The sequence below is a fragment of the Halorubrum sp. T3 genome (genome assembly GCF_000296615.1).
In the GTDB taxonomy this organism is placed as follows: domain Archaea; phylum Halobacteriota; class Halobacteria; order Halobacteriales; family Haloferacaceae; genus Halorubrum; species Halorubrum ruber.
The window spans coordinates 924,480-946,671 of record NZ_JH815330.1; the positions used below are offsets into that span (position 1 = coordinate 924,480).

The following is a 22,192-nucleotide window of genomic DNA, read 5'->3' on the forward strand; positions in this document are numbered from 1 at the left end:
GTGGCCTCAGTCGTCCGCCACGGCGGGGGCCGTGCGCGGCTCCGCGTGCGCTTCGACCGCCTCGGGCGTCGGCGCCCACGCTAAGTCCCCCTCGTAGTGGAAGGCGCGGTGGTCACGCGTCGGGTCGACGACCGTCAGCGAGAGCCAGTCGTTGTCCAAGAGCCCGGTCACCGCCTCGTTGTCGGCCAGAATCTCGGTGACGCGGTCGACCGGCGCGTGGACGACCGTCGAGAGCCGGAGCGGCTGGTGGTACGGCTCGCCGGCGGCGGCCTTGACCGACTGGAGCGGGAGTCCCGTCATGAGGTCGCCGCCGTTGCCCTGGTAGACGCCGACGTTGCCGACGGGGTTGTGGGTCACCTTCGACCCGCTCCCGTACGCCGCGTTGTCGACCGTCGAGAAGTAGTACTGCGCGTTGATCCACTGCGTGACGACCATCGGCCCGGTGAGGATCGCTTCGAGCGCGTCGCCGTCCGGGTCCGTCGCCCAGTCGTACGAGTGGAGGAAGGCGCGCCCGTCGAGGTCGAGGCCGCTCGTCAGCTCGCGGGGGCCGACGACGAACCCGGCGTTGCCCGCCAACCCCCACTCGGGGCGCGTCTCGGCCCAGTCGGCGGCGCGGCGCTCGGTCTCACGAACGGCCGACTCCTCGGCCTCTTGCCCGGTGCGCTCTCTTGCGGCGCGCCCGCGTGCGGCGTCGAGGTCCGCGCGCAGCCGTTCGAGGTCGGCGGCGTGCGACTCCGGCACGTCGCCGTCGTACAGTTCGATCTCGTCGGTCGTGGTGTTGTGTTCGGCCGCGAGGAAGACGGTGTCGTCGGGCACGTCGATGCCGCGCTCGCGCAGCCCCGCCTTCACCTCCGAGTCGTTACAGATCGCGGCGAGCGCGCGGGCGTTCGGCCCGCCCGGGTTGCCGGCGCAGGCGCCGCAGTCAAGGCTGGAGTCGTAGGGGTTGTTCGCCGTCTCGGCCGCGTGGCCCGTGAAGACGACGAGGCGACCGAACGCCTCCCAGCCCATCAGCTCGAAGGCGGTCGCGGCGTACTCGACCCGCTCGTCGCGGGTCAGTCCCGTCGGAAGCCCCTCGCCGGAGTCGTCGTGCTCGTGGACGCCCGGCTCGCAGAACTCGTGGTCGGCCGGCACCGCGTCGTCGGCGCCGTCGAGCAGGTCGCGTACCCGGCCGGGGACGAGCGTGCGCGCCGCGAGCGCGAGACCGTACCCGCTCCCGGCGCCCTCGACAAAGCTGAACGCGGTGGCGGGGTTCGACCGCAGCGTCTCGACCACCTCGCCGGCGGCCTCGCGGAGGTCGGCCCAGCGGTCGCGGCTCGCCCGCGCGTCGTCGTCGCCCGGGACCTCGGAGACGCGGTGTTGCGGGTCGACGATCGGCGGACACGCCTCGACGGACGCCTCGGCGTCGTACCCGGTGTACTCCATCGGGACGCCGAAGAAGCCCGCGTACCCGTGCGTCTCGTAGTCGCCCGTCGCCTCGACGTGCCGGCGGATCACCTCGGAGCGCGTGTCGATACAGAAGACTAACTGGGCGTCCGGGCGCCCCGACGCGCCGCCGTCGGGGCGTGCCCCGTCCTCCTCGCGTGCTTCGGTTCCTCCGTCGCGCGCCTCGCTCTCGGCGGCGACCCGCTCGACGAGCCCGTCGCGGTACGTGCCCTCCCACGCGCTCAGGAACGCGTCGGCGATCTCGTCGCTCGGGTCGACCGCCGGCCCGTCGGACCCCTCCGGCGGCGAGAGGTCGACGCCGAAGGCGTCCGCCAACGCGAGCCGGGCCGCGAGGTAGCCCGTCGGCGTGATCGGGTGCGCGGACTGCCACGCGCCGCCGTCGTCGGCGCGCCGCTTGAGCAGCCCGGTCCACCCGGGGAGCGCGGCGAACTGCGACTCGAAGACGGCCTCCCACCGGTCACGGGGGTACGGCTCCAGCGCGGCCTCGATCGCTTCGGTCGGCGACGGCGGCAGGTCGGCGACGAGTCCCGTATTCGGAATTTCGTCGTCGTAGGCGGCCACCGACCGGAAGGCGTCGTAGAACCCCGCCTCGCGGTTCGGCATCGACCACTCGGCCTGCCCCTCGTCGAGGAACGCCGACAGCCACTTCGTCAGCACGCGGTCGACGCGCTCGGCGTCGGAGTCCGCCGCCTCCGCCCCGCCGGAGCCGCTCGTTTCCACCGTCTCCTCGGCGGTCTCCAGCCGCTCCAGCAGGGCCTCGGGGTCGCCATCGTAGCCCCGGTCGGTCAGTTCCGCGTCGAGCAGGTCGGGGTCGATACGTCCCTCGTCGAGGGCCGCCCGGAACGTCTCCGCGCGCGGGTAGCCGCGGCCGCCGAAGAGGTCCGCCGCCCGGCTCACGGCCTCGTCGAACGGCCGGTCCTCGAAGCCGGCGAGGGGGTTCGCGGTCACGAACGAGTGGACCGGCCAGACGGACCCGACCGCGGTCGCGGCCGCGTCGACCTCGTCTTCGATCGCGCCCGTGTCGTCTTCGATGCCGTCAGCGTCGTCGTCGATACCGATTTCAGTCGTCATCGTACTCCTCCGTGGCGGTTAGAACAGTGGTCGGAGCGGGCTGGCCCGCGTTCACCAGCGCGACGTAGAGGCGCTCGCTCCGCTCGTGGACGCCGGTCTCGATCGCGACGTACGCCGCGAGGAAGGCGACGGCGACGAGCGCGTGGAGCGCGGTCAGCTCGGTCGGGGCGGAGACGAGCGGTAGCCCGGCGAGCAGCCCCGAGACCGCCCTGTACGCGAGCGCGTACACGGCGATGGCGGGGAGCGCGACCAGCGGGACCGCCCCGTAGCGGGCCGCCGTCGAGAGGGCGGTCCGCCGGACGGCGCTCCGGGCCGCGTGGAGCGTCGTGAGCGTCACGAACCCGGCGAGCAGCAGCCCGGTGTCGACGCTCGTCCCCTTCCCGGTCAGGAGCGCGAACGTCGCGCCGCCAGCGAGCCCGGTCAGCAGCACGACGACCGCGCCGGCGACGCCCGTTCCCTCGGGTTCGGGCCCGGTCTCCGTCGGGGCCGCGCGCTCGACCTCGCCGCCCGCGCTCAGGAAGTGGTACGCCTTGTAGAACCCGTGTAAGACGAGATGCGTGACGGCGGCACCGAAGAAGCCGAGCCCGGCTTGGACGATCATGAAGCCCATCTGACCGACCGTCGAGCAGCCCAGTTCGCCCTTGACGTCCGCCCGGACGGTCTTGAGCAGCTTCCCGCTGAGGGCGCTGACGACGCCGACGACCACGATAGCGAGCATGAGCCCGGTCTCGACGGTCACGACCGGCGCGAAGCGGGTCAACAGGATGCCGCCCGCGTTGACGAAGCCGGCGTGCATCAGCGCCGAGGCCGGCGTGGGGGCCGTCATCGAGGAGAGCAGCCAGCCGTGGAACGGGACGAGCGCCGACTGGATCATCGCCGCGAGGAGGAGCGCGGCGCCCGCGACGAGCCACGCGGGCCCCCCGAGGGAGTCGGCGCTCGCGGCGATACCGGAGACCGTCGTCGCGCCGGTCGCCCACCACAGCGCCGTCACGGCGACGCCGAGCAGCGCGCTGCTGGCGAGGAAGTACCGACGGGCGACGCTCGCGGCGGCCCGGGCCTGCGGCCAGCCGTCGACGGTGCCGATGAGCCGCGCCATCAGGAGCCCCATCGCCAGCCAAAAGCACCAGAACAGCGCGACGTGGTCGGCCGCGACGAGCGCCATCACGGCGAGCGTGAACGCGGAGACGCCGAGGAAGAAGTCAGTCTCGTGGGCGCTCCCGGCCATGTAGCGGCGCGAGTAGCTGTGGACGATCCCGCTGAAGAACGTCACGACGACCCACAGCAGGACGGTCAGCCCGTCGACGGCGATCGCGTCGGAGACCTCCCAGGGCCCGCCGAGTCGGACGTGGGCGACGAGCGCGGCGAGGCTCGCGGCGAACAGCGTCCACGCGAGCCGCGTTAGTGCGACGGGAACGGTCGACGACTCGGCCGTCTCCCGGAGCGCTCCGACCGTCGGGTTCGAGGTGCGTCCTGACATCGTTCGAGCGACCACGCGACCGGGGTCGGACCGCGCGGGCGCTGGGTCCGGTTCCGGTCGGTTTTCATCGCTTTCGAGAACGGAATAGCTATTAAATCTGTCTGTATTCACAATTCGTTCGGCTAAATCGACTTATAGAACATTATGTTTATCGGCTCCGCGATCCGATCGGGCTCGGCCAGCCTCGCGGCGACGGCCGCTTCCGGCCCGTTCGGCGTCGCCACTCAGGAAACCATAACCTCTCCCGGTCCGGAGGGCCGGTATGGAAGAACTCTCGGGAACCGTCCTCGCCGGAGAGTCGTTCGCGCCGGTGCGAGGGCGGGTCATCGTCGAAGACGGGCGGATTGCGGCGGTCGAGGAGACGGACACCGACTCGACGGACATCGTGCTGCCGGCGTTCGTCAACGCGCACACCCATCTCGGGGACTCCGTCGCGAAGGATGCGGCGGTCGGCCTCTCGCTCGACGAGGCGGTGGCGCCGCCGGACAGCCTGAAACACCGGCGGCTGGCGGCCGCCGACCGCGACGATCTCGTGTCAGCGATGCGGCGGACGCTCCGATTCATGCGGCGGACCGGCACGGTTTCGACGCTCGACTTCCGCGAGTCCGGAGTCGCCGGGGCGCGGGCGCTCCGCGACGCGGCGGCGGACACCGGCGTCGACCCGTTCGTCTTCGGGAGCGGCGACCCGTCCGTCCTCGACGTCGCCGACGGCTACGGCGCCTCCGGCGCGAACGACGACGACTTCGCCGCCGAGCGCGCCGCCTGCGAGGAGCGCAGCCGGCCCTTCGCGATCCACGCGGGCGAGCCGGACGCGACTGACATCCACCCGGCGCTCGATCTGGACCCGGACCTGCTCGTTCACATGGTCCACGCCGAGCGGGAGCACTTGGAGCGCGTCGCGGACCAGTCCGTTCCGGTCGCGGTCTGTCCGCGCGCGAACGCGGTCCTCGACGTCGGAACGCCGCCGATTCGGGAGCTGCTCGATCACACGACGGTCGCGCTCGGCACGGACAACGTCATGCTGAACCAACCGTCGATGTTCCGGGAGATGGCGACCGCGGCGAAGCGGTTCGACGTAACCGACCGCGAGGTGCTGCGGATGGCGACCGCCGCGGGCGCCGAGATCGGCGGCCTCGACTGCGGGGTCGTCGAACCGGGCCGGCGGGCGGCGCTCCTCGTCCTCGACGGCGACTCGGACAACCTCTCCGGCACCGAAGATCCGGTGGCAGCGGTCGTTCGGCGGGCGACCGCGCTGGACGTCGAGCGCGTCCTCGTCTGACCGCCTCTCCGGCCCGTCCCGCCTCGATCAATCCTCGCCGTTCCGCTCGACGTCGAACTCACCGAACGGGGTCGTCTTGTGGGTCCGCACGAGCACCTCGTCGGCGACGGTGACGCCCATGTCGAGGAGCGCCTGCGCCACCGGCGTGATGTCATCGTCCGACTCGCCGACGACGGTCACGAGGAGGTTCTGCTCGCCGGTGACGAGTTCTTGGACCGACACGACGCCGTCGATGTCGAGGATGTCCGGGATGAGCTCGCCGCGCTCCGGAATCGACGCGGTGCAGTAGAGCAGCATCCGGAGGGGGTAGCCCGACCGCTGGTAGTCGACGCTGGCGCTGTACCCCTTGATCACCCCCTCGGATTCGAGCCGCTGAATCCGCTTGCGGACGGTGCTGTCCGAGGTGCCGGTCCGCTCCGCGACGTCCCCGGACGACGTGTTCCGTGCGTCCTCCTGTAGCGCGTACAGGATCGCCCTGTCGACGTCGTCTATCGCGCCGTTGCCCATACCGCGGTGATAGACGCGCGGCCGTTTTATACGTTGTCGAGACCGCCAACTCCGCGTTTTCGGCCGCGGTCGTCCCGATCCCGACGCCTACATACGATCCCCGCCAGTGGGTCGGATATGGGTACGTACACCGCGGACATCGACGTGCGGTTACGCGACATCGACGCGATGGGCCACGTCAACAACGCCGTCTACGCGACGTACATCGAGCAGGCGCGGACGCGGTACTTCAGCGACGTCCTCGACGCCGACCTCTCGCGCGTGTCGACCGTGCTGGCGTCGATCTCGATCGACTTCCGGCGCCCGATCGAACTGTCCGACGGCGAGGTCACCGTCACCGTCGACGTGGCCGACCTCGGGCGGTCGAGCGCGACGATGACCCACGAGATCCGGGCCGGCGGCGAGGCGGCCGCGGAGGCCGAGGCGACGCTCGTCTCCCTCGACCCGGAGACGGGGGAACCCGCACCCATCCCGGAGGAACACCGGGCCGCGATGGAGTCGTACCACGACCTGTGAGGCGCTGGGGCGAGGCTCCGTGCCGCGGTCGGGGTAGGGGGAGGCGCGGACGCACACCTTCTTGACGGCGCGGACGGATCGATCGGTATGAGCGTTCGACTGTACGCCCTCGACGGGTGTCCGTGGTGCGAGAAGGCGGCCGACGCCTTAGACGAGGCCGGCGTCGACTACGAGACGGAGTGGGTGGAGGCCCTCCACTCCGACCGGAACGAGGTCAAGCGCGTCAGCGGCCAGCGCGGCGTCCCCGTCCTCGTCGACGAGGAACGCGGCGTGACGATGTCGGAGAGCGCGAACATCGTCGAGTACGTCGAGAGGACCCTCGCATGAGCATCTACACCGGCCGCGGCGACGAGGGCGAGACCGACCTCCGGGACATGAGCCGGGTGTCGAAGTCGAGCCACCGCATCGAGGCGTACGGCTCCGTCGACGAGGCGAACGCGCTGCTCGGCACGGTCCGTCCGACGGGCCACGACGACGTCGACGACCTGCTGGAGACGATCCAGAACCACCTCCACGTCGTCCAAGCGGACCTCGCGAACCCCGACCCCGACCCGGACGACCCGCAGGTCGAGAGCGAACACACCGAGGAGTTAGAGGAGCACATCGACGCGTTCGACGAGGAGCTGGAGCCGCTCACGTCGTTCATCCTTCCCGGCGGCGGCGAGGCGGGGGCGGCGCTCCACCACGCGCGCGCCGTGGCGCGACGGGCGGAGCGCCGCGTCGTCGACCTCGCGCGCTCGGAGCCGATAAACGAGGCCGTCGTCACCTACCTCAACCGGCTCTCCGACCTCCTCTTCACCCTCGGGAGGGTCGTCAACGCGCGCGACGGCGAGCCCGAGGAGTCGCCCTCGTACTGAGCCCGCGCCGTTTCGACCGGCGGGGGCGGCCCAGCTCCCGAGCGCGCGATTTTTCCCCGTCCCGCGCGAGATGCGGGTATGACGCTCGACAGCTACGCGGCGGCGGTCTCCGGTCTCGACCCGGCACCCGGCGAGGTCGAGACGGCGGAGCTCGTCGTCACCGACGACGTGCTCGTGAAGGCGTTCGTCCTCGGCCCCGACGCGTCGGTCGACCCCCACGAACACGCCGACGCCACGAACGTGTTCCACGTCCTCGAAGGCGAACCGACCGTGGTCCGCGACGACGAGGAGGCGGCGCTCGCGGCGCCCGCGGTGGTGTCGAACGAGCGCGGCGCGGTCCACGGCGCCCGCAACGACACCGACGAGCGGGCCGTACTCACGGCCACTCTCGCCCCCCTCCCCTGATGGACGGCGAAATCGACCCCGCGGAGCTGTCGGCGCTGCTCGATGAGCGCGACGACTCCGGAGACGACGTCGCCGGCGCCGACGGGAACGCCGAGGAATCCGAATCGCTCCGCATCGTGGACATCCGTGACCAGCGCGCGTTCGACCGCGGCCACCTCCCCGACAGCGAGTGTATCCCGTTCCCGGAACTGACGAGCCGGATCGCGGAGTTAGAGGGGTCCGACCGGATCGTCACCGTCTGTCCGCACGGCGTCGCCAGCCAGCAGGCGGCCCAGCTGATCGGCAGCTACGAGGGCACGCAGGAGGCGCGCGTCGAGAGCCTCCGCGGCGGCATCGAGGCGTGGGAGCAGGAGATCGGCGAGCTGACGGCGTCGGATGAACCGGCCGAGGACGCCGCCGACGAGGGGCCAGAATCTCCCTTCTGACGCGGGGCGGTCCCTTTTAAATAGCTCAGATCGCGCGGACGCGGACCCGCCAGAAGTCGCGGAACGCGTCGTCGAGTGCCGCCTCCGGCTTCCCGGTGGCGTCGGAGACGTCCGTCACATCGGTGCGGTCGCGCACCCGGCCGAGGACGCTGCGTTCGCCGACGGCGATCATGCGGTCGAGGTTCTCCGCGTCCGCGACCTCCGCGAGCGCCTCGTTCGCCTTCTTCAGGTGGTCGTCGATCTGTCCCTCGCGGCGGCGCTCGAAACGCCCCTGCGAGAAGCCGCCCTTCGAGTGGGCCTCCTTCACGTCGCTGGTGAACCCCTCGAAGGCGACCCGCTCGTCGTCCTCGTAGGTGCCGACGGCGAAGACGTCCGAGCGGACGAGGGCGAACGCGAACCGACCGGTCGGCCGGAACCACGCATCCGGTAGCCGGAAGCGGTCGCTCCAGCGGTCGAACGGTTCCGGTTCGATCGGCGGGGTCAGCGCCGCGCTCACGGCGCCGGTGTCGTCGGCGAGGACGACCGCGGGCGCCGCGCGCCGGACCAGTTCCGTGCGGTCGCCGAACCACTCCGAGACGGTCGCCGGCACCGAGTCGGCGTCCGGGACGTACGCCGTGAGCAGTCCCTCGGGGTCGTCGCTCTCGACGGCCCGGAATCGGTCGAGTACGTCGGCCAGCCGCGAGCCGCTGCGGTCGCTCACGCGCCGGAACTCGACGGACGCCTCGGCCCCTTCCGCGCGCTCCAGCCGCTCTTCGAGCGACTCGATCCGGTGTTCGAGTTCGTTGACGCGCTCCTCGGCGCGCTGGCGGTCGGCGACCGCGTCGGAGCGCCGCTCCTCTTCGGCCTCGGCGCGGCGTTCGAGGTGGCGCTTCTCCTCTTCGAGCTCCTCGATCCGCTCTTTCAGCTCAGCGCGCCCGAGCAGCCTGTCGATCATACCGAATCCGCGACCCCCTGCGACCTAAAAGGTGCGTCTGCGGCGGCGACGTGGTCGAACTCATTTATAAATGAATGCCGTGCGGTGGCGCGTGCCGACGAGCGCCCGATAGGGCGCGAGTCGCACGCGCGAGGGAGTCGGCCGACCGGAGCGAAGCGGAGGGAGGCCGACGAGGCTGGGGAGGTGTGAGGTGCTGTGCGGAGCGGGGTGGGACTCAAAGGGGCAGCCGGGAGGCGGGCGCAGGCGACGCAAGCACCGCAACGAGGGAGCGGTAGCGACCGAGTGAGGAGCGCAGCGAGCGTGCGCCCGCCTCCCGGCTGGGGCTTTGGCGGTGTTCGCCGTCGATCCGGAATCAACGACTTATAAGCGAGCGGCTGGAGCTTTGGCGGTGTTCGCCGTCGATCCGGAATCAACGACTTATAAGCGAGCGGCTGGAGCTTTGGCGGTGTTCACCGACTCACCGACAGCAGCCATTTATAAACGAGCGGCTGGGGCTTTGGCGGTGTTCACCGCGGTGGTAGCAGTCATTTATAAACGAGCGACTGGGGGTTCGGGAGTGCTCTCAATCCGTGCCCGACTGGTTATTTATAAATAGCAGCGACAATCGACGGGAAATACGGAGCCACTTTCCACGTATCACGCGTTCACGAACGGCTCCCACCCCTCCCAGCGCAACAGCTTCTCCGCTCGGTCCGCGTCCGCCAACAGCACGTTCCGGTGGTCCGGGAGCGTCTCGTCGGCGAGCTCCTGGGGAATCGCGAGCGTGCCGCTGGGTACGTCGTCGTCGCCGCCGACCGGGATGTGGCCGCCGTCGACCTTCATCACGAGCGGGGCGTCGAGCCGCTCGACCCCTTCGCCGTCCGCGTACAGCTGCTCGTTGACGCGTTCGTGGTCCGCCCGCTGGATGACGGCGCGCTCGCCGTCGCGGGGTTCCACGTACAGTTCCCCCAGGTAGTAACCGCTCGAGAATCGCTCGAACATTCTATGCGTGATATCCTCTACCATGACCGTATATAAGCCTTTCTCGGACGCGGCCGATCGCCGGGACCGTTCGGCGCGTCCGACCGGCCGACACGAGTCGAAGCGATCGACGCGCGGAGCGGGCCGCTCCGCGTCCGTGCGCTCGGCCTCCCGCGTATCACTCGCCCCGGAGCGTTCCGCGGACCGCACTGACCGTCTCTCTGAACGCGCCGACGTCCATGGAGTCGGCGGTGAAGAGGACGCCGGCATCGCCCTCGAGCGCCCTGACGACGAACCCGTCCTCGTGGAACCGGACGGTGAAGTCGTACGGCCCGATGTCCGGACCGTCGCCGCCGTGTGCGATCTCGGTCCGCGCCGACCGTTCCGCGAACCCCACGCGTTCGAGCTGGACCAGCTGCGCCTTCCGCGCTCTGGCGGCCTCGTCGGACGGGTAGAGGTCCTTCCGCACGTACAGCAGATCGAACGACGAAGGGGTGAAGTACACGACGCTCCGGAGCGCGTCGCCCAGACTGGTGCGGGTGGCGCTCAGAATGCTGTCGGCCGTCTCGTCGCTGATCCCGGTCTCGGACGGTATCGGTTCCATGTGACGTAGTAACGCGCCCAGTCGTAATAGCACCGCCGGCGGCTCCGCGCGAGGCGCCTCGCGCGCGTCGTCTTCCGTTCCGAGGGCAGTCCGTCCGGCGGTGTCGCGTACGCCCGGCGTCCCCTTCCGAGTCGAAGGGGGCGAGCGGGCACGGGAGAAGAGCTAGGTTCTGCCCGGTTCAACGGGAGCGTATGTACGAGGACAGCGAGGGCGCGTCCGCGGACCGCGTGCTCAAACCGGGACAGCGAGCGTACGACGAGAACGGCCGAGTCGTCGGCGTCATTCGAGCCATCACGGACATCGGCGTCGAGGTCAACACCCTCGGAGACGTCGAGACCCTATCGCTCCGGCAGTCCCCCGGCGTAAATCTCGGAGAGGGGTACCTTGTGCGGCGGCGTAGCGAGTGCGGCGAGTCGGGCGACGTCGACCGGGTCCCCGACCGCTGCCCGAACTGCGGGGCCGGCGGGAACGCTCTGTACGCCTACCTGGAGGAGTAACCGCATGTCCGACGACCACCCGCCGCGCGACTCCCCGGAGTGGGACAATCCGGACCTGTGCCCGTTCTGCGGTGCCACGCTGTCGGACGGCGGAATCGGATTCATCGACCATGTGTCGGACGCCCCCGAGTGCGCGGAGCGGTTCGAGGCCTGGCGAGCGGCGATCCGAGACGACATCGGCGGAGAGTGGGGCGGGTAGCCGAGGTTCGTCCGTCGGCCCCGTCTCCCGATCCCCGCCGGTCTCCGAGGAGTCGACGGCGTTCCGCGCTCGGCGAAGACTGTCATCGCCCGGCTCCGGCCCCGGTCGGAGCCCCGGGTCCGCTCACGCCTCCTGCGGAGCCCCGGGTCCTCTCACTCCCCGTCGGACCGCCGCGCGACCTCGTGTCGACCGAAGCCGTACCGCAGGCGGTTCGCGAGTCGGCGCGAGAAGCGTCCCTCGTTGCGCGAGTCGAACCGCTCCGCGAGCGCCTGATAAATAATGGGGACGGGCACCTCCTGTTCGAGCGCCTCCTGGACCGTCCACGTGCCCGTCGAGCCGCCCGCGACGTGGTCCGCCACGTCGCCCAGGTCCGACCCCTCCTCGCGGAACGCCTCCTCGCAGAGCTCCAAGAGCCACGACCGGATCACGGCGCCGTTGTTCCACGTGCGCGCCACGGACTCGGTGTCGAGGTCGTAGCGCCCGTCGGCGAGCAGCTCGAACCCCTCGCCGTACGCCTGCATCAGCGCGTACTCGACGCCGTTGTGGACCATCTTCACGTAGTGGCCCGCGCCCGACTCGCCCATGCGATCGTGGCCGTCCGGCCCGGTCGCGACCGCGTCGAACACCGGCACGAGCGCCTCGTAGGCCCACTCGGGGCCGCCGACCATCAGCGAGAAGCCCGCCTCCGCGCTCGCGGGCCCGCCGGAGGTGCCGCAGTCGAGGTACGCGGCGTCCGTCTCCTCGGCGCGGCGCACCGAATCCTCGAAGTGCGAGTTGCCGCCGTCGACGACGACGTCGTCGTCGTCGAGGTGCGGCTCCAGGTCAGCGAGCGTGGCGTCGACGGCGTCGCCCGCGGGCACCATCAGCCAGATCCGCTTTTCGCCCCCCAACCGGTCACAGAGGTCGCCCACCGAGTCGGCCGGCTCCGCGCCCGCCTCCGCCGCCTCCGCGGTCGCCTCCGCGGAGAGGTCGAACGCGACCACGTCGTGGCCCGCCGAAAGCGACCGGTTCGCGACGATCTGTCCCATCCGCCCGAGTCCGATGACCCCGAGTTCCATGCGCGAGGGGTGGCGACCGGCCGCCGTAGTGGTTCCGGTTCCGCGCCCCCCGCTACTCGTCGGCTCGCGCCTCCGCCTCGACCTCCCGCTCGCCGAGGTGTGCGCGGAGCGCGTCCACGTCCTTGTTTCCCGCGCCGGTGTTCAGCAGGACGACCGTGTCGTCGGGGCCGAACTCGCCGGATTCCGCGAGCGCGAACGCTCCCGAGACGGCGGCCGCGCAGGTGGCGCCCACCTCTAGCCCCTCCTCGCGGGCGACCTCAATGGCGGCGTCGAGGATCTCTCGGTCCGTCGTCGCCACCGCCCCGCCGTCGGACTGGCGGACCGCCTCCAAGATGAGGTGGCTCGCGCCCGGGTCCGGGATCGCGATCCCGTTACACGCCGTGTCGACCTCGTCGTCTGCGAGCGGCTCGTGGCGGTCGGCGCCCGACTCGTAGGCGCGGACGACCGGGGCGCAGCCCGCGGCCTGCGCCGCGTACATCGGGACGAGTTCGTCGGTCCACCCCAGCTCCCTCGCCTCGCGGGCGGCCTTGTGCATCCCGACGAGCCCGACGCCGCCGCCGGTCGGGTAGACGACGCCGTCGGGCGCCTCCCAGTCGAGCTGCGCTAAGAGCTCCAGCGCCATCGTCTTCTTCCCCTCGTGGCGGTACGGCGTGACGAACGTCTTCGTCGAGTACCACTCGGGATGTTCCTCCATCGCCTCGGCGTACGCCTTCCCGGCGTCGCCGATCTGCGAGTTCCCGTCGACGGGGTCGGCCACGGTCAGGTCCGCGCCGTGAACCTCCGTCATCGCTTTCTGGGTGAATCCCGCCCGCGAGGGGAGGAACACGTGCGCGTCGAGGTCCGCGCGGGCCGCGTACGCCGCGGCCGCCTGCCCCGCGTTGCCGGCACTGTTCAGCGCGACCTCGCTCGCGCCGTGTTCGCGCGCGGCCGTCATCGCGGCCGCCTGCCCGCGGTCCTTGAACGTCCCCGTGGGATTTGCGCCCTCGTCTTTCAGGAGAACGCGGCCGACGCCCATCGCGTCCGCCAGCGCCGGGCACTCGACGAGCGGCGTCGCGCCCTCCCCGAGCGACACCGCCGTCTCAGCCGGGAACGGGAGCAGCTCGTCGTACCGCCACATCGACCCGTCGGGGCGCGCGTCGAGCGTCTCCGGGGTCAGACCGATCCGGTCGTAGTCGTACTCTGGGTCGAGGATACCGCCGCAGTCGGGACAGCGGTGCGTCGCCGCCTCCGCGTCGAACGTCTCCCCGCAGTCGACGCAGGTCAGGCCGACGAACGCCTCTGTCGTCTCCATGGGACCGCGGTCGCGTGCCGGGGACTTCGGTGCTGCGGTCGCGGCGATCGCCCCGAGCCGCCCACGAGGGGGCTGCCGTTCGTCCGCACCCCTCCGGGGTACTTAGGTTCGAAACGTATGAAGCGGTGCGCCGAGGGGCGCCGGGGTCGTGCGTACAATGGAGATGCGCGCATCAGCGACGGCCTGGACGGCCGGTTCGCGGGGAGCACCGGGGTGGAAGCGATGAGCCGAACGAGGCTTCGGTTGGACCTCCCGGCAGGGTCGTGGCTCGGCGACGTCTCGCGGGGCGTCCCCTCGGCGACTATCCGGGTCGCGGAGACGATCGCGCTCGACGACGACGCTCGGCGACCGGCCGACGATGACGGCTCGGAGGCGCTCGACGACGACGGCTCGGACGTGGCGGCGACCGTCTTGATCGGCGGCGCCGACAGGGACCGCGTCGAGGACGCGCTCCGCGGCCACGACCGCGTCGCGCGCGCGACGACGGTCGAGCGCCGCGGCGACGGCCGCACGCTTCGGGTCGTCTGCCGCGCCCCCGTGTACCTCCCGGCGGCGCAGGCGGTCGGTCTCCCGATGGCGTCGACGGTCGAGGTCGTCGACGGCCGGGCGACGGTGACGGTCGTCGGCGACCGGGACCGAGTCGAGGCGTTCGGGCGCCGGCTCGCGGGCGAGGGAGTGACGGTCGGCGTCGCCGCGACCGGGGTCGACGGCCCGGACCGGACGCTCACGGAGGCGCAGCGCGACCTCGTGTTCGATGCGGTCCGGTCGGGGTACTACGACACCCCGCGCCGGTGTACGCTCACGGAGTTAGCCGAGGCGAACGGGATCGCGAAGTCGACCTGTAGCGAGACGCTCCACCGCGCGGAGGGTCGCGTGATGCGGCGGTTCGTCGACGGGACGGGCCGGTTCGACTCGGCGTCGGACCGCGTCGGTACGGCGGCCGCCGGGACTGCGTTCTCCGAGACGGCAGCGTTCGACGAGCGCGACGCCGACGGTCCGGACGCGGACGACCTCGACGCGGACGGCGACGAGCCGGTGCGGTCCGCGGCGACCGAGCCCTGACACCGCCGCGGCGGGCGGCGGTTCGAAGGCCTACTCCCCGTCGAGCGCCTGCCACGAGAGCCGCGGGTTCCGCGCGGCGCCGACCTGGTCGATCCGGCCCGCGGCGGTCCGGTTCGGGGCCGCGTCGAGCGCCTCGTCGGTGTCGGCGTACGCGAGGTTGAACGCCTCCGCGAGGTCGTCGAGCGAGGACTGCCCCTCGATCTCGGTCGGCTCGGTCAGCATCGCCTCCGGCACCATCTCCGGCCACTTCGTCGTCGGCGGGTGGACGCCGAAGTCGAGCATGCGCTTCGCGACGTCGGCGGCGTCGCGGTCGCCCGCGGTCGCGGCGAACTCGTGGTGGAACGGACCGAACGGCACGTCGAGGTCGATCCGCTCGGCGAGGTAGTTCGCGTTGAGGACGGCCTTCGCGGCCGCGTCCGCGAGCCCCTCGTCGCCGAGGCGGGCGATGTACGCGTACGCCTTGATCGACACGAGCCAGTTGCCGGCGAACCCGTGGACCTTTCCGATCGTGTGCTCGGGCTCGAAGCGCTCGTATCCCGATCCCTCGTCGGCCTCCCGGACCCGGGGCGTCGGGAGGAACGGCGCCAGCTCGTTGACGACGCCGACCGGGCCGGCTCCCGGCCCGCCGCCGCCGTGAGGCGTCGCGAACGTCTTGTGGACGTTGTAGTGCATCACGTCGAACCCCATATCGCCGGGACGGCCGCGGCCGAGCAGCGCGTTGAGGTTCGCGCCGTCGTAGTAGAGCAGGCCGCCGGCGTCGTGGACGATGTCGGCGATCTCGGTGATGTCGCGCTCGAAGAGGCCGACCGTGTTCGGGTTCGTGAGCATGAGGGCGGCGGTGTCGTCGCCGACGGCCGCCTCCAAGGCTTCGAGGTCGACCCGACCGTCCTCGCCGGAGGGGAGTTCGACCACGTCGTAGCCCGCGGTCGCGGCGGTCGCGAAGTTGGTCCCGTGGGCCGACGCCGGGATCACGACCTCCGAGCGGTCGTTGCCGTGGTGTTCGTGGTACGCCTTCGCGACGAGGATCCCCGTGAGCTCGCCGGCGGCGCCCGCGGGCGGCTGGAGCGTGACGGCGTCCATGCCCCCAATCTCCGCGAGGACCTCCTGGAGACGGTGCTGGAGCTCCAGGTTCCCCTGCGCCGAGCGCTCGGAGCGGTCCGGGTGGATCGCCGCGTTCGTGTCCGCCGCCACGTCCTCGGTGAACTTGGGGTTGTACTTCATCGTGCAGCTCCCCAGCGGGTACGGCCCCGAGTCTATCGCCCAGTTCATCTGCGAGAGCCGGGTGTAGTGGCGCGCCGTCTCCGGCTCCGAGGGGTTCGGCAGCGTCAGCTCCTCTCGGGTGAGGTCGTCGGGCAGCGGGGAGTCCTCCCGCACGTCGACGGTCTCTTGGCCCTTCTCCGAGAGCAGCGGCTCGCGGACGTTCTCCCCCTCTCGCTCGTAGTTCGCTTGGTCGTGGATCATCTCAGAGCACCTCCTCGAAGGCGGCGACGAGCCCGTCCGTCTCTCCCGCGTTGAGATCGGTGACGCACACCTGAAGCAGGTGGTCGTCGATCGCGTGGACCGCGAACCCCTCGCCTTCGAGGTCGGCCGCGATCGCCTCGGCCGGCTGGTCGACGCGCACCGCGAACTCGCGGAAGTGGTGGCGGTCGTGGACGGGTGCGGCCGCGCCGGACAGCTCGTCGATCCGCGACGCCAGCGCCTCGGCCTCCCGGACGGAGTCGTTCGCGAGGTCGACGAGGCCGTCGGGCCCGAGCGTCGCCGCGTGGATCGCCGCGCGCAGCGCGACCCACGCCTGGTTCGTACAGATGTTCGAGGTGGCGCGCTCCTTCCGGATGTGCTGTTCGCGGGTTTGGAGCGTCAGCGTGTACGCGCGGTCGCCGTTCGCGTCTTCACTCGCGCCGACGAGCCGGCCGGGCACCTGCCGCAGGAACTCGTCGCTGCAGGCGAAGATCCCTAACCCCATCCCGTAGGCGGTCGGCAGGCCGAGCGAGCCGGCCTCGCCGACGACCACGTCTGCGCCGACCGCAGCGGGCGATTCGAGCACCGACAGCGCGACGACGTCCGAGCCGAGGACGAACAGCGCGTCCGTCTCGTCGGCGAGGTCGCCGATCGCCGCGAGCCGCTCCTCGATACACCCCCGAACCGTCGGGCTCTCGGCGTACACCATGGCGACGTCGTCGCCGGCGCGGTCGGCGAGCGCGTCGACGTCGGCGGTCCCGTCGGCCATCGGGTACGTCTCGACGGTCAGGTCGGCGCCGTCGCAGTAGTTCTCTAACACCGCCCGCTTCCCCTCGCGGAGCTGCTCCGGGACGAGGACGGTGTCGCCCGAGGTCGACCGGACGCGGTCGGCGAGCGTCGCGGCCTCGCCGAGCGCGGTCGCGGCGTCGTACATCGAGCAGTTCGCGACGTCGAGCCCCGTCAGCTCGACCAGCATCGACTGGTACTCGAAGAGCGCCTGGAGGAACCCCTGCGAGACCTCCGGCTGGTACTGGGTGTAGCTCGTGAGGAACTCCGCGCGGTCCGCGAGGTGGTCGACGACGCTCGGCACGTAGTGGCCGTAGTGGCCCCGGCCGAGGAACTCCGTGAGGTCGTCGTTGCGCGCGAAGATCCGGGCGCACTCGTCGCGGATCCCGCGTTCGGTGCGCGCGTCGATGCCGAACTCGCCGTCGAAGGAGACCGCCTCGGGGATGTCGAACAGCGCCTCCTCGTCGTCGACGCCGATCGCCGCCAGCATCGCCGCGGTCTCGTCGTCGGTGTGGGGCGCGTACGGCGTGCCGTTCGCCCGGCTCATCTGGTCGCTCCTCCGCGTCCGCGGGCCGTCGCCTCGCGGTCGTTCGCTCCTCGGTTCGCGGCTCGTCGGTCGAAACGTGGCGTTGTCATGTTCGGGTCCGGTGGAGGGTTGTCGTCGGGAGCGCGCCCGGCGTTGGGAGCACGCCCGCGTCGGGTCGACTCGTCGCAGTCACGCGATCTGGCCGTCGTACTCGTCGGCGTCGAGGAGCCCTTCGGCGTCGCCGCCGTCGGCGGGCTCGACCTCGAGCATCCAGCCGTCGCCGTACGGGTCCTCGTTAACGAGCTCCGGGCGGTCGAAGAGGTCCTCGTTGACCGCGACGACCTCGCCCGAGACGGGCGCGTACAGGTCCGAGACGGCCTTGATCGACTCGACGACACCGAACGACTCGCCGGCCGCGATCTCGTCGCCGACCTCGGGGAGCTCGACGAACACCACGTCGCCGAGCTCGTCCTGCGCGAAGTCGGAGACGCCGATCCGAACGGTGTCGCCGCCGGTCGTCGCCCACTCGTGCGATTCCAGGTACCGTCTGTCGTCGGGAACGTCGAAGCTCATTGGTCAGGGTCGCCGCGGTCCGCTCGGGATCCGGCCCGCGACACGTGTGATTGACCCTTCTGACGACGAGGAAATAAAAGGTGTGTTCGCGGCGGTCGCGGCTGGGGACGACCGTTCGGCGCGCCCCGTCAGGTCCACCGGTCGAGCCCGGTCTGGACCTGCGACTCCGCGATGCGCTCGAACCCGCGCTCGACCTCGTCGGCGTCGACGCCCCACTCGTCGACGACGTACGCGCGGGCGGCCTCGACGTCCGGGTTCACGTCGGCGTCGACCGCGACGTCCTCGGCCGGCGGGTCCATGAACAGCTCCCGGATCGCCTCGGCGTTCGGGATCTCGGCGTCGCGGGCCTCCAGAACGCCCCACAGGTCGCCGTGTTCTTTCACCGCCGTTACCGCCGTCTTCGGCCCGATCCCGCGAACGCCCTCGTTGAAGTCGGTGCCGCAGAGCATCGCGACGTCGACGAGCCCCTGACGGTCGAGGTCGAGGTCTTCGAGGGTCGCCGCGAGGTCCATCAGCTCCGGGTCGCCCTTGCTCGTCAGCTGGCGGAGCGTCGTCGGCGCGCCGAACAGCAGGGTGTCGTAGTCCTCGCTGCCCGCGTGGTCGACGGCGCCGGTCGCGGCCATGTGCGCGCACTGCGCCTCCCCTTCCGCGGGCGCCTCGACGATCGGCACGTCGAGCAGTTCGAGCAGCTCGCGGGTCGTCTCCTGAATCGTGTCGGTGAGCCGCTGTGTGCGGGCCTCTAAGCGCGCGGCCTCGACCGCGTCGCCGCGCTCCTCGGCCGCTGCTCGCCGCTCCTCGGCCTGCTCGCGCTTCTCGCGGCGCTCGGCCACCTCGTCTGCCTTCAGGTCGGTGACGGCGCCGTCGAACACCATCACCGGGATCAGGTCGTGCTCGAAGAACTTCGGGAGCCCTTGGACGACCCCGATCAGGTTCGCGACCTCGGTGCCGTCGGCGGTGGTGTACTTCTCGTCGCTCGTCCACTTGACCGTCGTCGTGAGGTAGCGGTACAGCCAGTTGTGCGCGTCGACGGCGACGACGCTCCCCTCTATCTCCTCGAAGGGGACGTCGCGGATCGACGCGAGGTCGCGCAGGTCGGCGTTTCCCATTGTCGGAGTCTGGGGCGCGCCGCTCTTAAACGCTCACGGGTCCGGTGGCGGGCGGCGGTCGCTCTCGGCAGTCCCCCGCGATTCCCTGCCGACTTCTGGGCAGTTTATGTGCGTCACGCGCGTACGTGTCCCCGTCTGAATGGTCTCCCCGTTCGATGTGTTGGAAGTCGACGAGGACGCCGACGACGAGGCGATCGAACGGGCCTACCGCGAGCGCGTGAAGCGCGCGCACCCCGACCAGGGCGGTTCGATCGAGGAGTTCCAGCTCGTCCGCCGCGCCTACCGAGAGCTGGAAGCGCGCGACGACAACGGCGACGGGAGCGACGACGGAGTCGACCCCGCGGACGTCGACCTCTCGGAGGGGGACGACGCGCGCGAGCCGCAGTCGACCCGCGTGGAGTTCCTCGACTACGAGGCCGTCGTCGACTACGGCTGGTCGCTCGACGACGACGAGCTGTTCCGGAAGGCCTCCCACGCCGACCTCGGTCCCGACGCCCACGGTCGCCTGCTCGTCCACCCCGACGAGAGCCTGCTGGAGGCCGCCGAGCGCAGTGGTTTCGCGTGGCCCTTCTCCTGTCGCGGCGGCGCCTGCGCGAACTGCGCGGTGTACCTCGCCGAGGGCGAGCTCTCCCAGCCGACCGACCACATCATGCCCGAGGACCTCGCCGAGCGAGGGTTCCGCCTCTCCTGTAACGGCTACCCGCTGACCGACGAGCTGTCGGTCGTGTTCAACGTGAAACAGCGGCCTGAGCTCGACGACCTCATCCTCCCGCCCGGGCCGTTTACCCGACGGTGAGCGGCGAACCATCACGCTGATCGGGTCGAAACAGAGCGTCCGCGAAAAGATTCTTCGAACGACTTCACACCGGAAGCGGCGGCCGGCCGCCGATCAGGACGCCTCGGCGTCGATCGCCGATCAGAACGCCTCGGCGACGGCGGCGACGACGGCGTCCTCGACGGCGTCGCGCTCGCCCGAGAGGAACTCGATTTTCCCCTCGCGGACGCCTGCGGTGGCGACGTCCGCGTTCGGCGCGAGCTCGGCCGCGCGCTCGGCCACGTCGCGGACGGAGACGTCCGCGGTCGTGCGCACGTACAGCTCGTCGGTGCCGACGCCGACCGTCGCGAACGGCTCGCCGTCCGCGCGGCGCCGGTGGAGGTCGTCGAGCAGGAGCGGCGTCGGCGGGAAGTCGTACCGGTGGGTGTAGCCGTCGGTGTCGAGCAGCGCGAACTCGACGCCGTCGACCGCCTCGGTCACGACGTTCGCGTCCGCCGTCTCGATCTCGGTCTCTAACTTCTCGCGGAACTGCTCGGAGACGTGCGCCGCGAGGTTGCCGCCGTCCGAGAACAACAGATCCGCGATCAGCTCCCGTTTGTCCTGATACGACTGGTAGTACGCCTCGAGCGCGACCGCCTCGCGGAGCTCAGCGACGCGCTCGGCGTCGTAGCCCGCGTCGCGCGCGAGGTCGACGTACCGCTCGGGGGCGTCCGCCCAGTAGCTCACGGCCGGCAGGTGCCGGAGGTCCGCGCGGACCTCGTCGTTGATCGCGGACGCCAGCGAGGCGACGAGCGCGCCGGTCGAGAGCGTCTCGTCGCCGCCGACGTCTTCGAGCTCCGGCGAGACGAGGGTGTCGACCGCGTCCCGGGTCTCCGGGTCGGCGACCGCGGCGTCGACGACGACCGCGTCGACCCCGTACACCGACAGCAGGTCGATGCCGTCGGCGGACTCGGTCGTCGAGCCGGCGCCGACGAGCAGGAACAGGGGGAGCTTCTCGTCGTGGCGGTCGCGGTCCTGGAGCATCCGCGTCGCGTCGTTGGTGGCCGCGTCCATCCCGTACACCGGCTCGTCGAGCGGGCGGCGGGTGAAGTAGTGGTACTCGGCGTCGCTCTTCGCGTGCTCGTCGCGGATCAGCGGGAGGACGGCGCGCTCGACCGCGGCGCCCGCGACGTAGCCGTCGGCGGTCGCCGGGTGGCGGACGACGATCGGCCGGGATTCGAGAATCGCGCGGCGGACCGCCTCGGCCGCGTCGAGCAGGCCGTCCGCGAGCTCGGCGACCGTCTCGTCGCCGCCGAGCGGCTGGAGCCCCTCGGGACGGGCCTCGTCGGTGAGCGCCTCGGCGATGCGGCGACGGACCGTCTCGGCCGCCTCGCCGTCGAGGAGGACCAGCGCCTCGGACTCCACCTGGACGTCGCCGCGGTGGCTCTCGACCTCGCCGTCGACCCGCACCGCGTCGCCGACCTCGACGTCGGGGTGCGCCCGGACGCCCGGCTCGACGAACGCGGCCACGTCGACCGCGCCCGTCTCGTCGCTGACCTCGAACACCGTCGGGCCGCCGGTCTGGCGGACGCCGACGACCTCGCCCTCGATCCGGACCGACTCGCCGACCGCGTCTCCGAGCGTCTCGATGGACGCGCGCTCGGGTTCCGCGTCGGACTCGTCACCCTCGGTCGCTTCGGGCTCCTCGGACGCCCCGACTTCCTCGTCGTCTCCGGGCGCGGCCGCTTCGCTCTCGGCGGGCTCGGACGCTTCGCCGTCGTTCCGAGCCGCTTCGGGCTCGTCGGTCTCCTCGACGTCGGCGGGCTCCGCGTCGCCCGCGGCGGTCTCGTCCGCCGATTCCTCGGATTCCCCGTCGTCGTCGGTGTCCCGATGAGTCGATGCCTCGGGCTCGGCGGACGTCCCGCTCGCCGTCTCCTCGGGCTCGTCGGCGTCGTCCCCGCCCGGTTCCTCGTCGGGGAGGTGCTCGCCGTCGGACTCCTGGACGAGGACGCCGCGGAACTCGCGGCCGGCCTGTCGGATCGACCAGCCGAGGTCGACGTTACCGTTGTCGCGGACGCCCTTCACCTGGACGAACACGTCGTCGCCCGGCTCCCAGTCGAGGCTGTCGAGGCGGCGGTCGAGCTCGGAGCGGTGGAGCAGTCCGGTGACCCCCGGCGCGAGGTCGACGAACACGCCGAACTCGGCGTACCCGTCGACGACGCCTCGGTAGAACCGGCTCGGAACAAGATCGTCGGGTGAGTCGCCGCGGAAGTCGAACACGACGTCCTCCTGGTGCGAGTCGCAGACGCGACCGCCCCCGACGTCGGTGCCACAGATGATACAGGATCCCATTTGAGTACACCGAGAGTCTCGGGCCTAAAACGGTTGTCGAAAGCCCGCTAGC

24 protein-coding genes are annotated in these 22,192 nt (G+C 71.2%); 11 read left to right on the plus strand and 13 right to left on the minus strand.

The annotated features are described in order from the left end of the window. Nucleotides 1-6: 6 nt before the first annotated feature. Complete coding sequence (locus B378_RS0113715; protein ID WP_017344341.1) at nucleotides 7-2,514, minus strand: DUF2309 domain-containing protein; 2,508 nt, start codon at nucleotides 2,512-2,514, stop codon at nucleotides 7-9. After that, nucleotides 2,504-3,991 carry a proton-conducting transporter membrane subunit gene (locus B378_RS0113720; RefSeq protein ID WP_017344342.1) on the minus strand — a complete coding sequence of 496 codons (1,488 nt, stop codon included), beginning with the start codon at nucleotides 3,989-3,991 and terminating at the stop codon, nucleotides 2,504-2,506. Before B378_RS0113720 ends, B378_RS0113715 begins: the two co-directional genes overlap by 11 nt. Nucleotides 3,992-4,253: 262 nt before the next feature. Here B378_RS0113720 and B378_RS0113725 point away from each other — a divergent pair, with 262 nt between their 5' ends. Next, nucleotides 4,254-5,270 carry an amidohydrolase family protein gene (locus B378_RS0113725; RefSeq protein WP_017344343.1) on the plus strand — a complete coding sequence of 339 codons (1,017 nt, stop codon included), beginning with the start codon at nucleotides 4,254-4,256 and terminating at the stop codon, nucleotides 5,268-5,270. 27 nt (nucleotides 5,271-5,297) lie between these two features. Here the strand turns inward: B378_RS0113725 and B378_RS0113730 are convergent, their stop codons facing one another. Then, nucleotides 5,298-5,777, minus strand: coding sequence for an Lrp/AsnC family transcriptional regulator (locus tag B378_RS0113730; RefSeq protein ID WP_017344344.1), 480 nt, complete (start codon nucleotides 5,775-5,777; stop codon nucleotides 5,298-5,300). A 117-nt stretch (nucleotides 5,778-5,894) separates the two neighbouring features. Between B378_RS0113730 and B378_RS0113735 the strand changes: the two genes are divergently transcribed. The 5 genes from B378_RS0113735 to B378_RS0113755 all read left to right on the plus strand — a co-directional run bounded on the left by B378_RS0113735 (nucleotide 5,895) and on the right by B378_RS0113755 (nucleotide 7,980). Continuing rightward, nucleotides 5,895-6,293 (plus strand): thioesterase family protein, encoded by a 399-nt coding sequence (locus B378_RS0113735; protein WP_017344345.1) that lies wholly within the window; start codon nucleotides 5,895-5,897, stop codon nucleotides 6,291-6,293. An 87-nt stretch (nucleotides 6,294-6,380) separates the two neighbouring features. After that, nucleotides 6,381-6,620 (plus strand): glutathione S-transferase N-terminal domain-containing protein, encoded by a 240-nt coding sequence (locus tag B378_RS0113740; protein ID WP_017344346.1) that lies wholly within the window; start codon nucleotides 6,381-6,383, stop codon nucleotides 6,618-6,620. Then, entirely contained in the window at nucleotides 6,617-7,150 is a 534-nt protein-coding gene (locus B378_RS0113745; protein WP_017344347.1) for a cob(I)yrinic acid a,c-diamide adenosyltransferase, read from the plus strand. The genes B378_RS0113740 and B378_RS0113745 overlap by 4 nt, the downstream gene beginning before the upstream one ends. Nucleotides 7,151-7,228: 78 nt before the next feature. Continuing rightward, nucleotides 7,229-7,555, plus strand: coding sequence for a cupin domain-containing protein (locus B378_RS0113750; protein WP_017344348.1), 327 nt, complete (start codon nucleotides 7,229-7,231; stop codon nucleotides 7,553-7,555). Further along, on the plus strand, nucleotides 7,555-7,980 hold the full coding sequence (locus tag B378_RS0113755; protein ID WP_017344349.1) for a rhodanese-like domain-containing protein: 426 nt from the start codon (nucleotides 7,555-7,557) through the stop codon (nucleotides 7,978-7,980). The genes B378_RS0113750 and B378_RS0113755 overlap by 1 nt, the downstream gene beginning before the upstream one ends. A 25-nt stretch (nucleotides 7,981-8,005) precedes the next feature. On the opposite strand, the gene B378_RS0113760 is transcribed toward B378_RS0113755, so the two are convergent. Then, nucleotides 8,006-8,914: a Vms1/Ankzf1 family peptidyl-tRNA hydrolase gene (locus tag B378_RS0113760; protein ID WP_017344350.1), complete on the minus strand. Its 909-nt coding sequence runs from the start codon at nucleotides 8,912-8,914 to the stop codon at nucleotides 8,006-8,008. Between the two features lie 445 nt (nucleotides 8,915-9,359). On the opposite strand from B378_RS0113760, the gene B378_RS17355 reads away from it, so the two are divergent. Continuing rightward, the gene (locus tag B378_RS17355; protein ID WP_237738339.1) at nucleotides 9,360-9,509 is read left to right on the plus strand and encodes a hypothetical protein; all 150 of its coding nucleotides are present in this window, start codon (nucleotides 9,360-9,362) and stop codon (nucleotides 9,507-9,509) included. A 41-nt stretch (nucleotides 9,510-9,550) separates the two neighbouring features. Here B378_RS17355 and B378_RS0113765 read toward each other — a convergent pair whose 3' ends face one another. Then, the gene (locus B378_RS0113765; protein WP_017344351.1) at nucleotides 9,551-9,895 is read right to left on the minus strand and encodes a DUF5802 family protein; all 345 of its coding nucleotides are present in this window, start codon (nucleotides 9,893-9,895) and stop codon (nucleotides 9,551-9,553) included. A 157-nt stretch (nucleotides 9,896-10,052) separates the two neighbouring features. Further along, nucleotides 10,053-10,478, minus strand: a complete 426-nt coding sequence (locus B378_RS0113770; RefSeq protein WP_017344352.1) for a hypothetical protein — start codon at nucleotides 10,476-10,478, stop codon at nucleotides 10,053-10,055. Nucleotides 10,479-10,669: 191 nt separating this feature from the next. Here B378_RS0113770 and B378_RS0113775 point away from each other — a divergent pair, with 191 nt between their 5' ends. Both B378_RS0113775 and B378_RS0113780 read left to right on the plus strand, forming a co-directional pair. Continuing rightward, nucleotides 10,670-10,975: a hypothetical protein gene (locus B378_RS0113775; RefSeq protein ID WP_017344353.1), complete on the plus strand. Its 306-nt coding sequence runs from the start codon at nucleotides 10,670-10,672 to the stop codon at nucleotides 10,973-10,975. Between the two features lie 4 nt (nucleotides 10,976-10,979). Continuing rightward, nucleotides 10,980-11,174, plus strand: a complete 195-nt coding sequence (locus B378_RS0113780; RefSeq protein WP_017344354.1) for a hypothetical protein — start codon at nucleotides 10,980-10,982, stop codon at nucleotides 11,172-11,174. Between the two features lie 152 nt (nucleotides 11,175-11,326). Here B378_RS0113780 and gnd read toward each other — a convergent pair whose 3' ends face one another. After that, the gene (gnd, locus tag B378_RS0113785) at nucleotides 11,327-12,232 is read right to left on the minus strand and encodes a phosphogluconate dehydrogenase (NAD(+)-dependent, decarboxylating) (RefSeq protein WP_017344355.1); all 906 of its coding nucleotides are present in this window, start codon (nucleotides 12,230-12,232) and stop codon (nucleotides 11,327-11,329) included. Nucleotides 12,233-12,284: 52 nt separating this feature from the next. Then, nucleotides 12,285-13,523 carry a threonine synthase gene (locus B378_RS0113790; RefSeq protein WP_017344356.1) on the minus strand — a complete coding sequence of 413 codons (1,239 nt, stop codon included), beginning with the start codon at nucleotides 13,521-13,523 and terminating at the stop codon, nucleotides 12,285-12,287. A gap of 222 nt (nucleotides 13,524-13,745) precedes the next feature. Here B378_RS0113790 and B378_RS0113795 point away from each other — a divergent pair, with 222 nt between their 5' ends. Next, a complete protein-coding gene (locus B378_RS0113795) occupies nucleotides 13,746-14,585 on the plus strand; it encodes a helix-turn-helix domain-containing protein (protein ID WP_017344357.1) in 840 nt (279 codons plus the stop codon). 30 nt (nucleotides 14,586-14,615) lie between these two features. Here B378_RS0113795 and gcvPB read toward each other — a convergent pair whose 3' ends face one another. From gcvPB to fen, 4 genes are all read right to left on the minus strand, one after another. After that, on the minus strand, nucleotides 14,616-16,046 hold the full coding sequence (gcvPB, locus tag B378_RS0113800) for an aminomethyl-transferring glycine dehydrogenase subunit GcvPB (protein WP_017344358.1): 1,431 nt from the start codon (nucleotides 16,044-16,046) through the stop codon (nucleotides 14,616-14,618). Nucleotide 16,047: 1 nt separating this feature from the next. Further along, entirely contained in the window at nucleotides 16,048-17,376 is a 1,329-nt protein-coding gene (gcvPA, locus tag B378_RS0113805) for an aminomethyl-transferring glycine dehydrogenase subunit GcvPA (RefSeq protein WP_017344359.1), read from the minus strand. A gap of 168 nt (nucleotides 17,377-17,544) precedes the next feature. Continuing rightward, complete coding sequence (gene gcvH, locus B378_RS0113810) at nucleotides 17,545-17,928, minus strand: glycine cleavage system protein GcvH (RefSeq protein WP_017344360.1); 384 nt, start codon at nucleotides 17,926-17,928, stop codon at nucleotides 17,545-17,547. Between the two features lie 128 nt (nucleotides 17,929-18,056). Then, nucleotides 18,057-19,034: a flap endonuclease-1 gene (gene fen / locus B378_RS0113815; protein WP_017344361.1), complete on the minus strand. Its 978-nt coding sequence runs from the start codon at nucleotides 19,032-19,034 to the stop codon at nucleotides 18,057-18,059. A gap of 139 nt (nucleotides 19,035-19,173) precedes the next feature. On the opposite strand from fen, the gene fer reads away from it, so the two are divergent. Next, nucleotides 19,174-19,830: a ferredoxin Fer gene (gene fer, locus B378_RS0113820; RefSeq protein ID WP_017344362.1), complete on the plus strand. Its 657-nt coding sequence runs from the start codon at nucleotides 19,174-19,176 to the stop codon at nucleotides 19,828-19,830. Nucleotides 19,831-19,950: 120 nt separating this feature from the next. Here the strand turns inward: fer and B378_RS0113825 are convergent, their stop codons facing one another. Then, complete coding sequence (locus tag B378_RS0113825) at nucleotides 19,951-22,140, minus strand: OB-fold nucleic acid binding domain-containing protein (protein ID WP_017344363.1); 2,190 nt, start codon at nucleotides 22,138-22,140, stop codon at nucleotides 19,951-19,953. Nucleotides 22,141-22,192 lie beyond the last annotated feature (52 nt).

Bases quoted from the DNA above. Each gene is read 5' to 3' on its own strand.
- B378_RS0113730 (WP_017344344.1), bottom strand. From the start codon at position 5,777: ATGGGCAACGGCGCGATAGACGACGTCGACAGGGCGATCCTGTACGCG.
- B378_RS0113720 (WP_017344342.1), bottom strand. From the start codon at position 3,991: ATGTCAGGACGCACCTCGAACCCGACGGTCGGAGCGCTCCGGGAGACG.
- gcvH (WP_017344360.1), bottom strand. From the start codon at position 17,928: ATGAGCTTCGACGTTCCCGACGACAGACGGTACCTGGAATCGCACGAG.
- B378_RS0113790 (WP_017344356.1), bottom strand. From the start codon at position 13,523: ATGGAGACGACAGAGGCGTTCGTCGGCCTGACCTGCGTCGACTGCGGG.
- fen (WP_017344361.1), bottom strand. From the start codon at position 19,034: ATGGGAAACGCCGACCTGCGCGACCTCGCGTCGATCCGCGACGTCCCC.
- B378_RS0113745 (WP_017344347.1), top strand. From the start codon at position 6,617: ATGAGCATCTACACCGGCCGCGGCGACGAGGGCGAGACCGACCTCCGG.
- B378_RS0113735 (WP_017344345.1), top strand. From the start codon at position 5,895: ATGGGTACGTACACCGCGGACATCGACGTGCGGTTACGCGACATCGAC.
- B378_RS0113765 (WP_017344351.1), bottom strand. From the start codon at position 9,895: ATGTTCGAGCGATTCTCGAGCGGTTACTACCTGGGGGAACTGTACGTG.
- gcvPA (WP_017344359.1), bottom strand. From the start codon at position 17,376: ATGAGCCGGGCGAACGGCACGCCGTACGCGCCCCACACCGACGACGAG.
- B378_RS0113725 (WP_017344343.1), top strand. From the start codon at position 4,254: ATGGAAGAACTCTCGGGAACCGTCCTCGCCGGAGAGTCGTTCGCGCCG.
- B378_RS0113780 (WP_017344354.1), top strand. From the start codon at position 10,980: ATGTCCGACGACCACCCGCCGCGCGACTCCCCGGAGTGGGACAATCCG.
- B378_RS0113795 (WP_017344357.1), top strand. From the start codon at position 13,746: ATGAGCCGAACGAGGCTTCGGTTGGACCTCCCGGCAGGGTCGTGGCTC.
- B378_RS0113740 (WP_017344346.1), top strand. From the start codon at position 6,381: ATGAGCGTTCGACTGTACGCCCTCGACGGGTGTCCGTGGTGCGAGAAG.
- B378_RS0113750 (WP_017344348.1), top strand. From the start codon at position 7,229: ATGACGCTCGACAGCTACGCGGCGGCGGTCTCCGGTCTCGACCCGGCA.
- B378_RS0113770 (WP_017344352.1), bottom strand. From the start codon at position 10,478: ATGGAACCGATACCGTCCGAGACCGGGATCAGCGACGAGACGGCCGAC.
- gcvPB (WP_017344358.1), bottom strand. From the start codon at position 16,046: ATGATCCACGACCAAGCGAACTACGAGCGAGAGGGGGAGAACGTCCGC.
- B378_RS0113760 (WP_017344350.1), bottom strand. From the start codon at position 8,914: ATGATCGACAGGCTGCTCGGGCGCGCTGAGCTGAAAGAGCGGATCGAG.
- B378_RS0113775 (WP_017344353.1), top strand. From the start codon at position 10,670: ATGTACGAGGACAGCGAGGGCGCGTCCGCGGACCGCGTGCTCAAACCG.
- B378_RS0113755 (WP_017344349.1), top strand. From the start codon at position 7,555: ATGGACGGCGAAATCGACCCCGCGGAGCTGTCGGCGCTGCTCGATGAG.
- fer (WP_017344362.1), top strand. From the start codon at position 19,174: ATGGTCTCCCCGTTCGATGTGTTGGAAGTCGACGAGGACGCCGACGAC.
- gnd (WP_017344355.1), bottom strand. From the start codon at position 12,232: ATGGAACTCGGGGTCATCGGACTCGGGCGGATGGGACAGATCGTCGCG.
- B378_RS0113715 (WP_017344341.1), bottom strand. From the start codon at position 2,514: ATGACGACTGAAATCGGTATCGACGACGACGCTGACGGCATCGAAGAC.
- B378_RS0113825 (WP_017344363.1), bottom strand. From the start codon at position 22,140: ATGGGATCCTGTATCATCTGTGGCACCGACGTCGGGGGCGGTCGCGTC.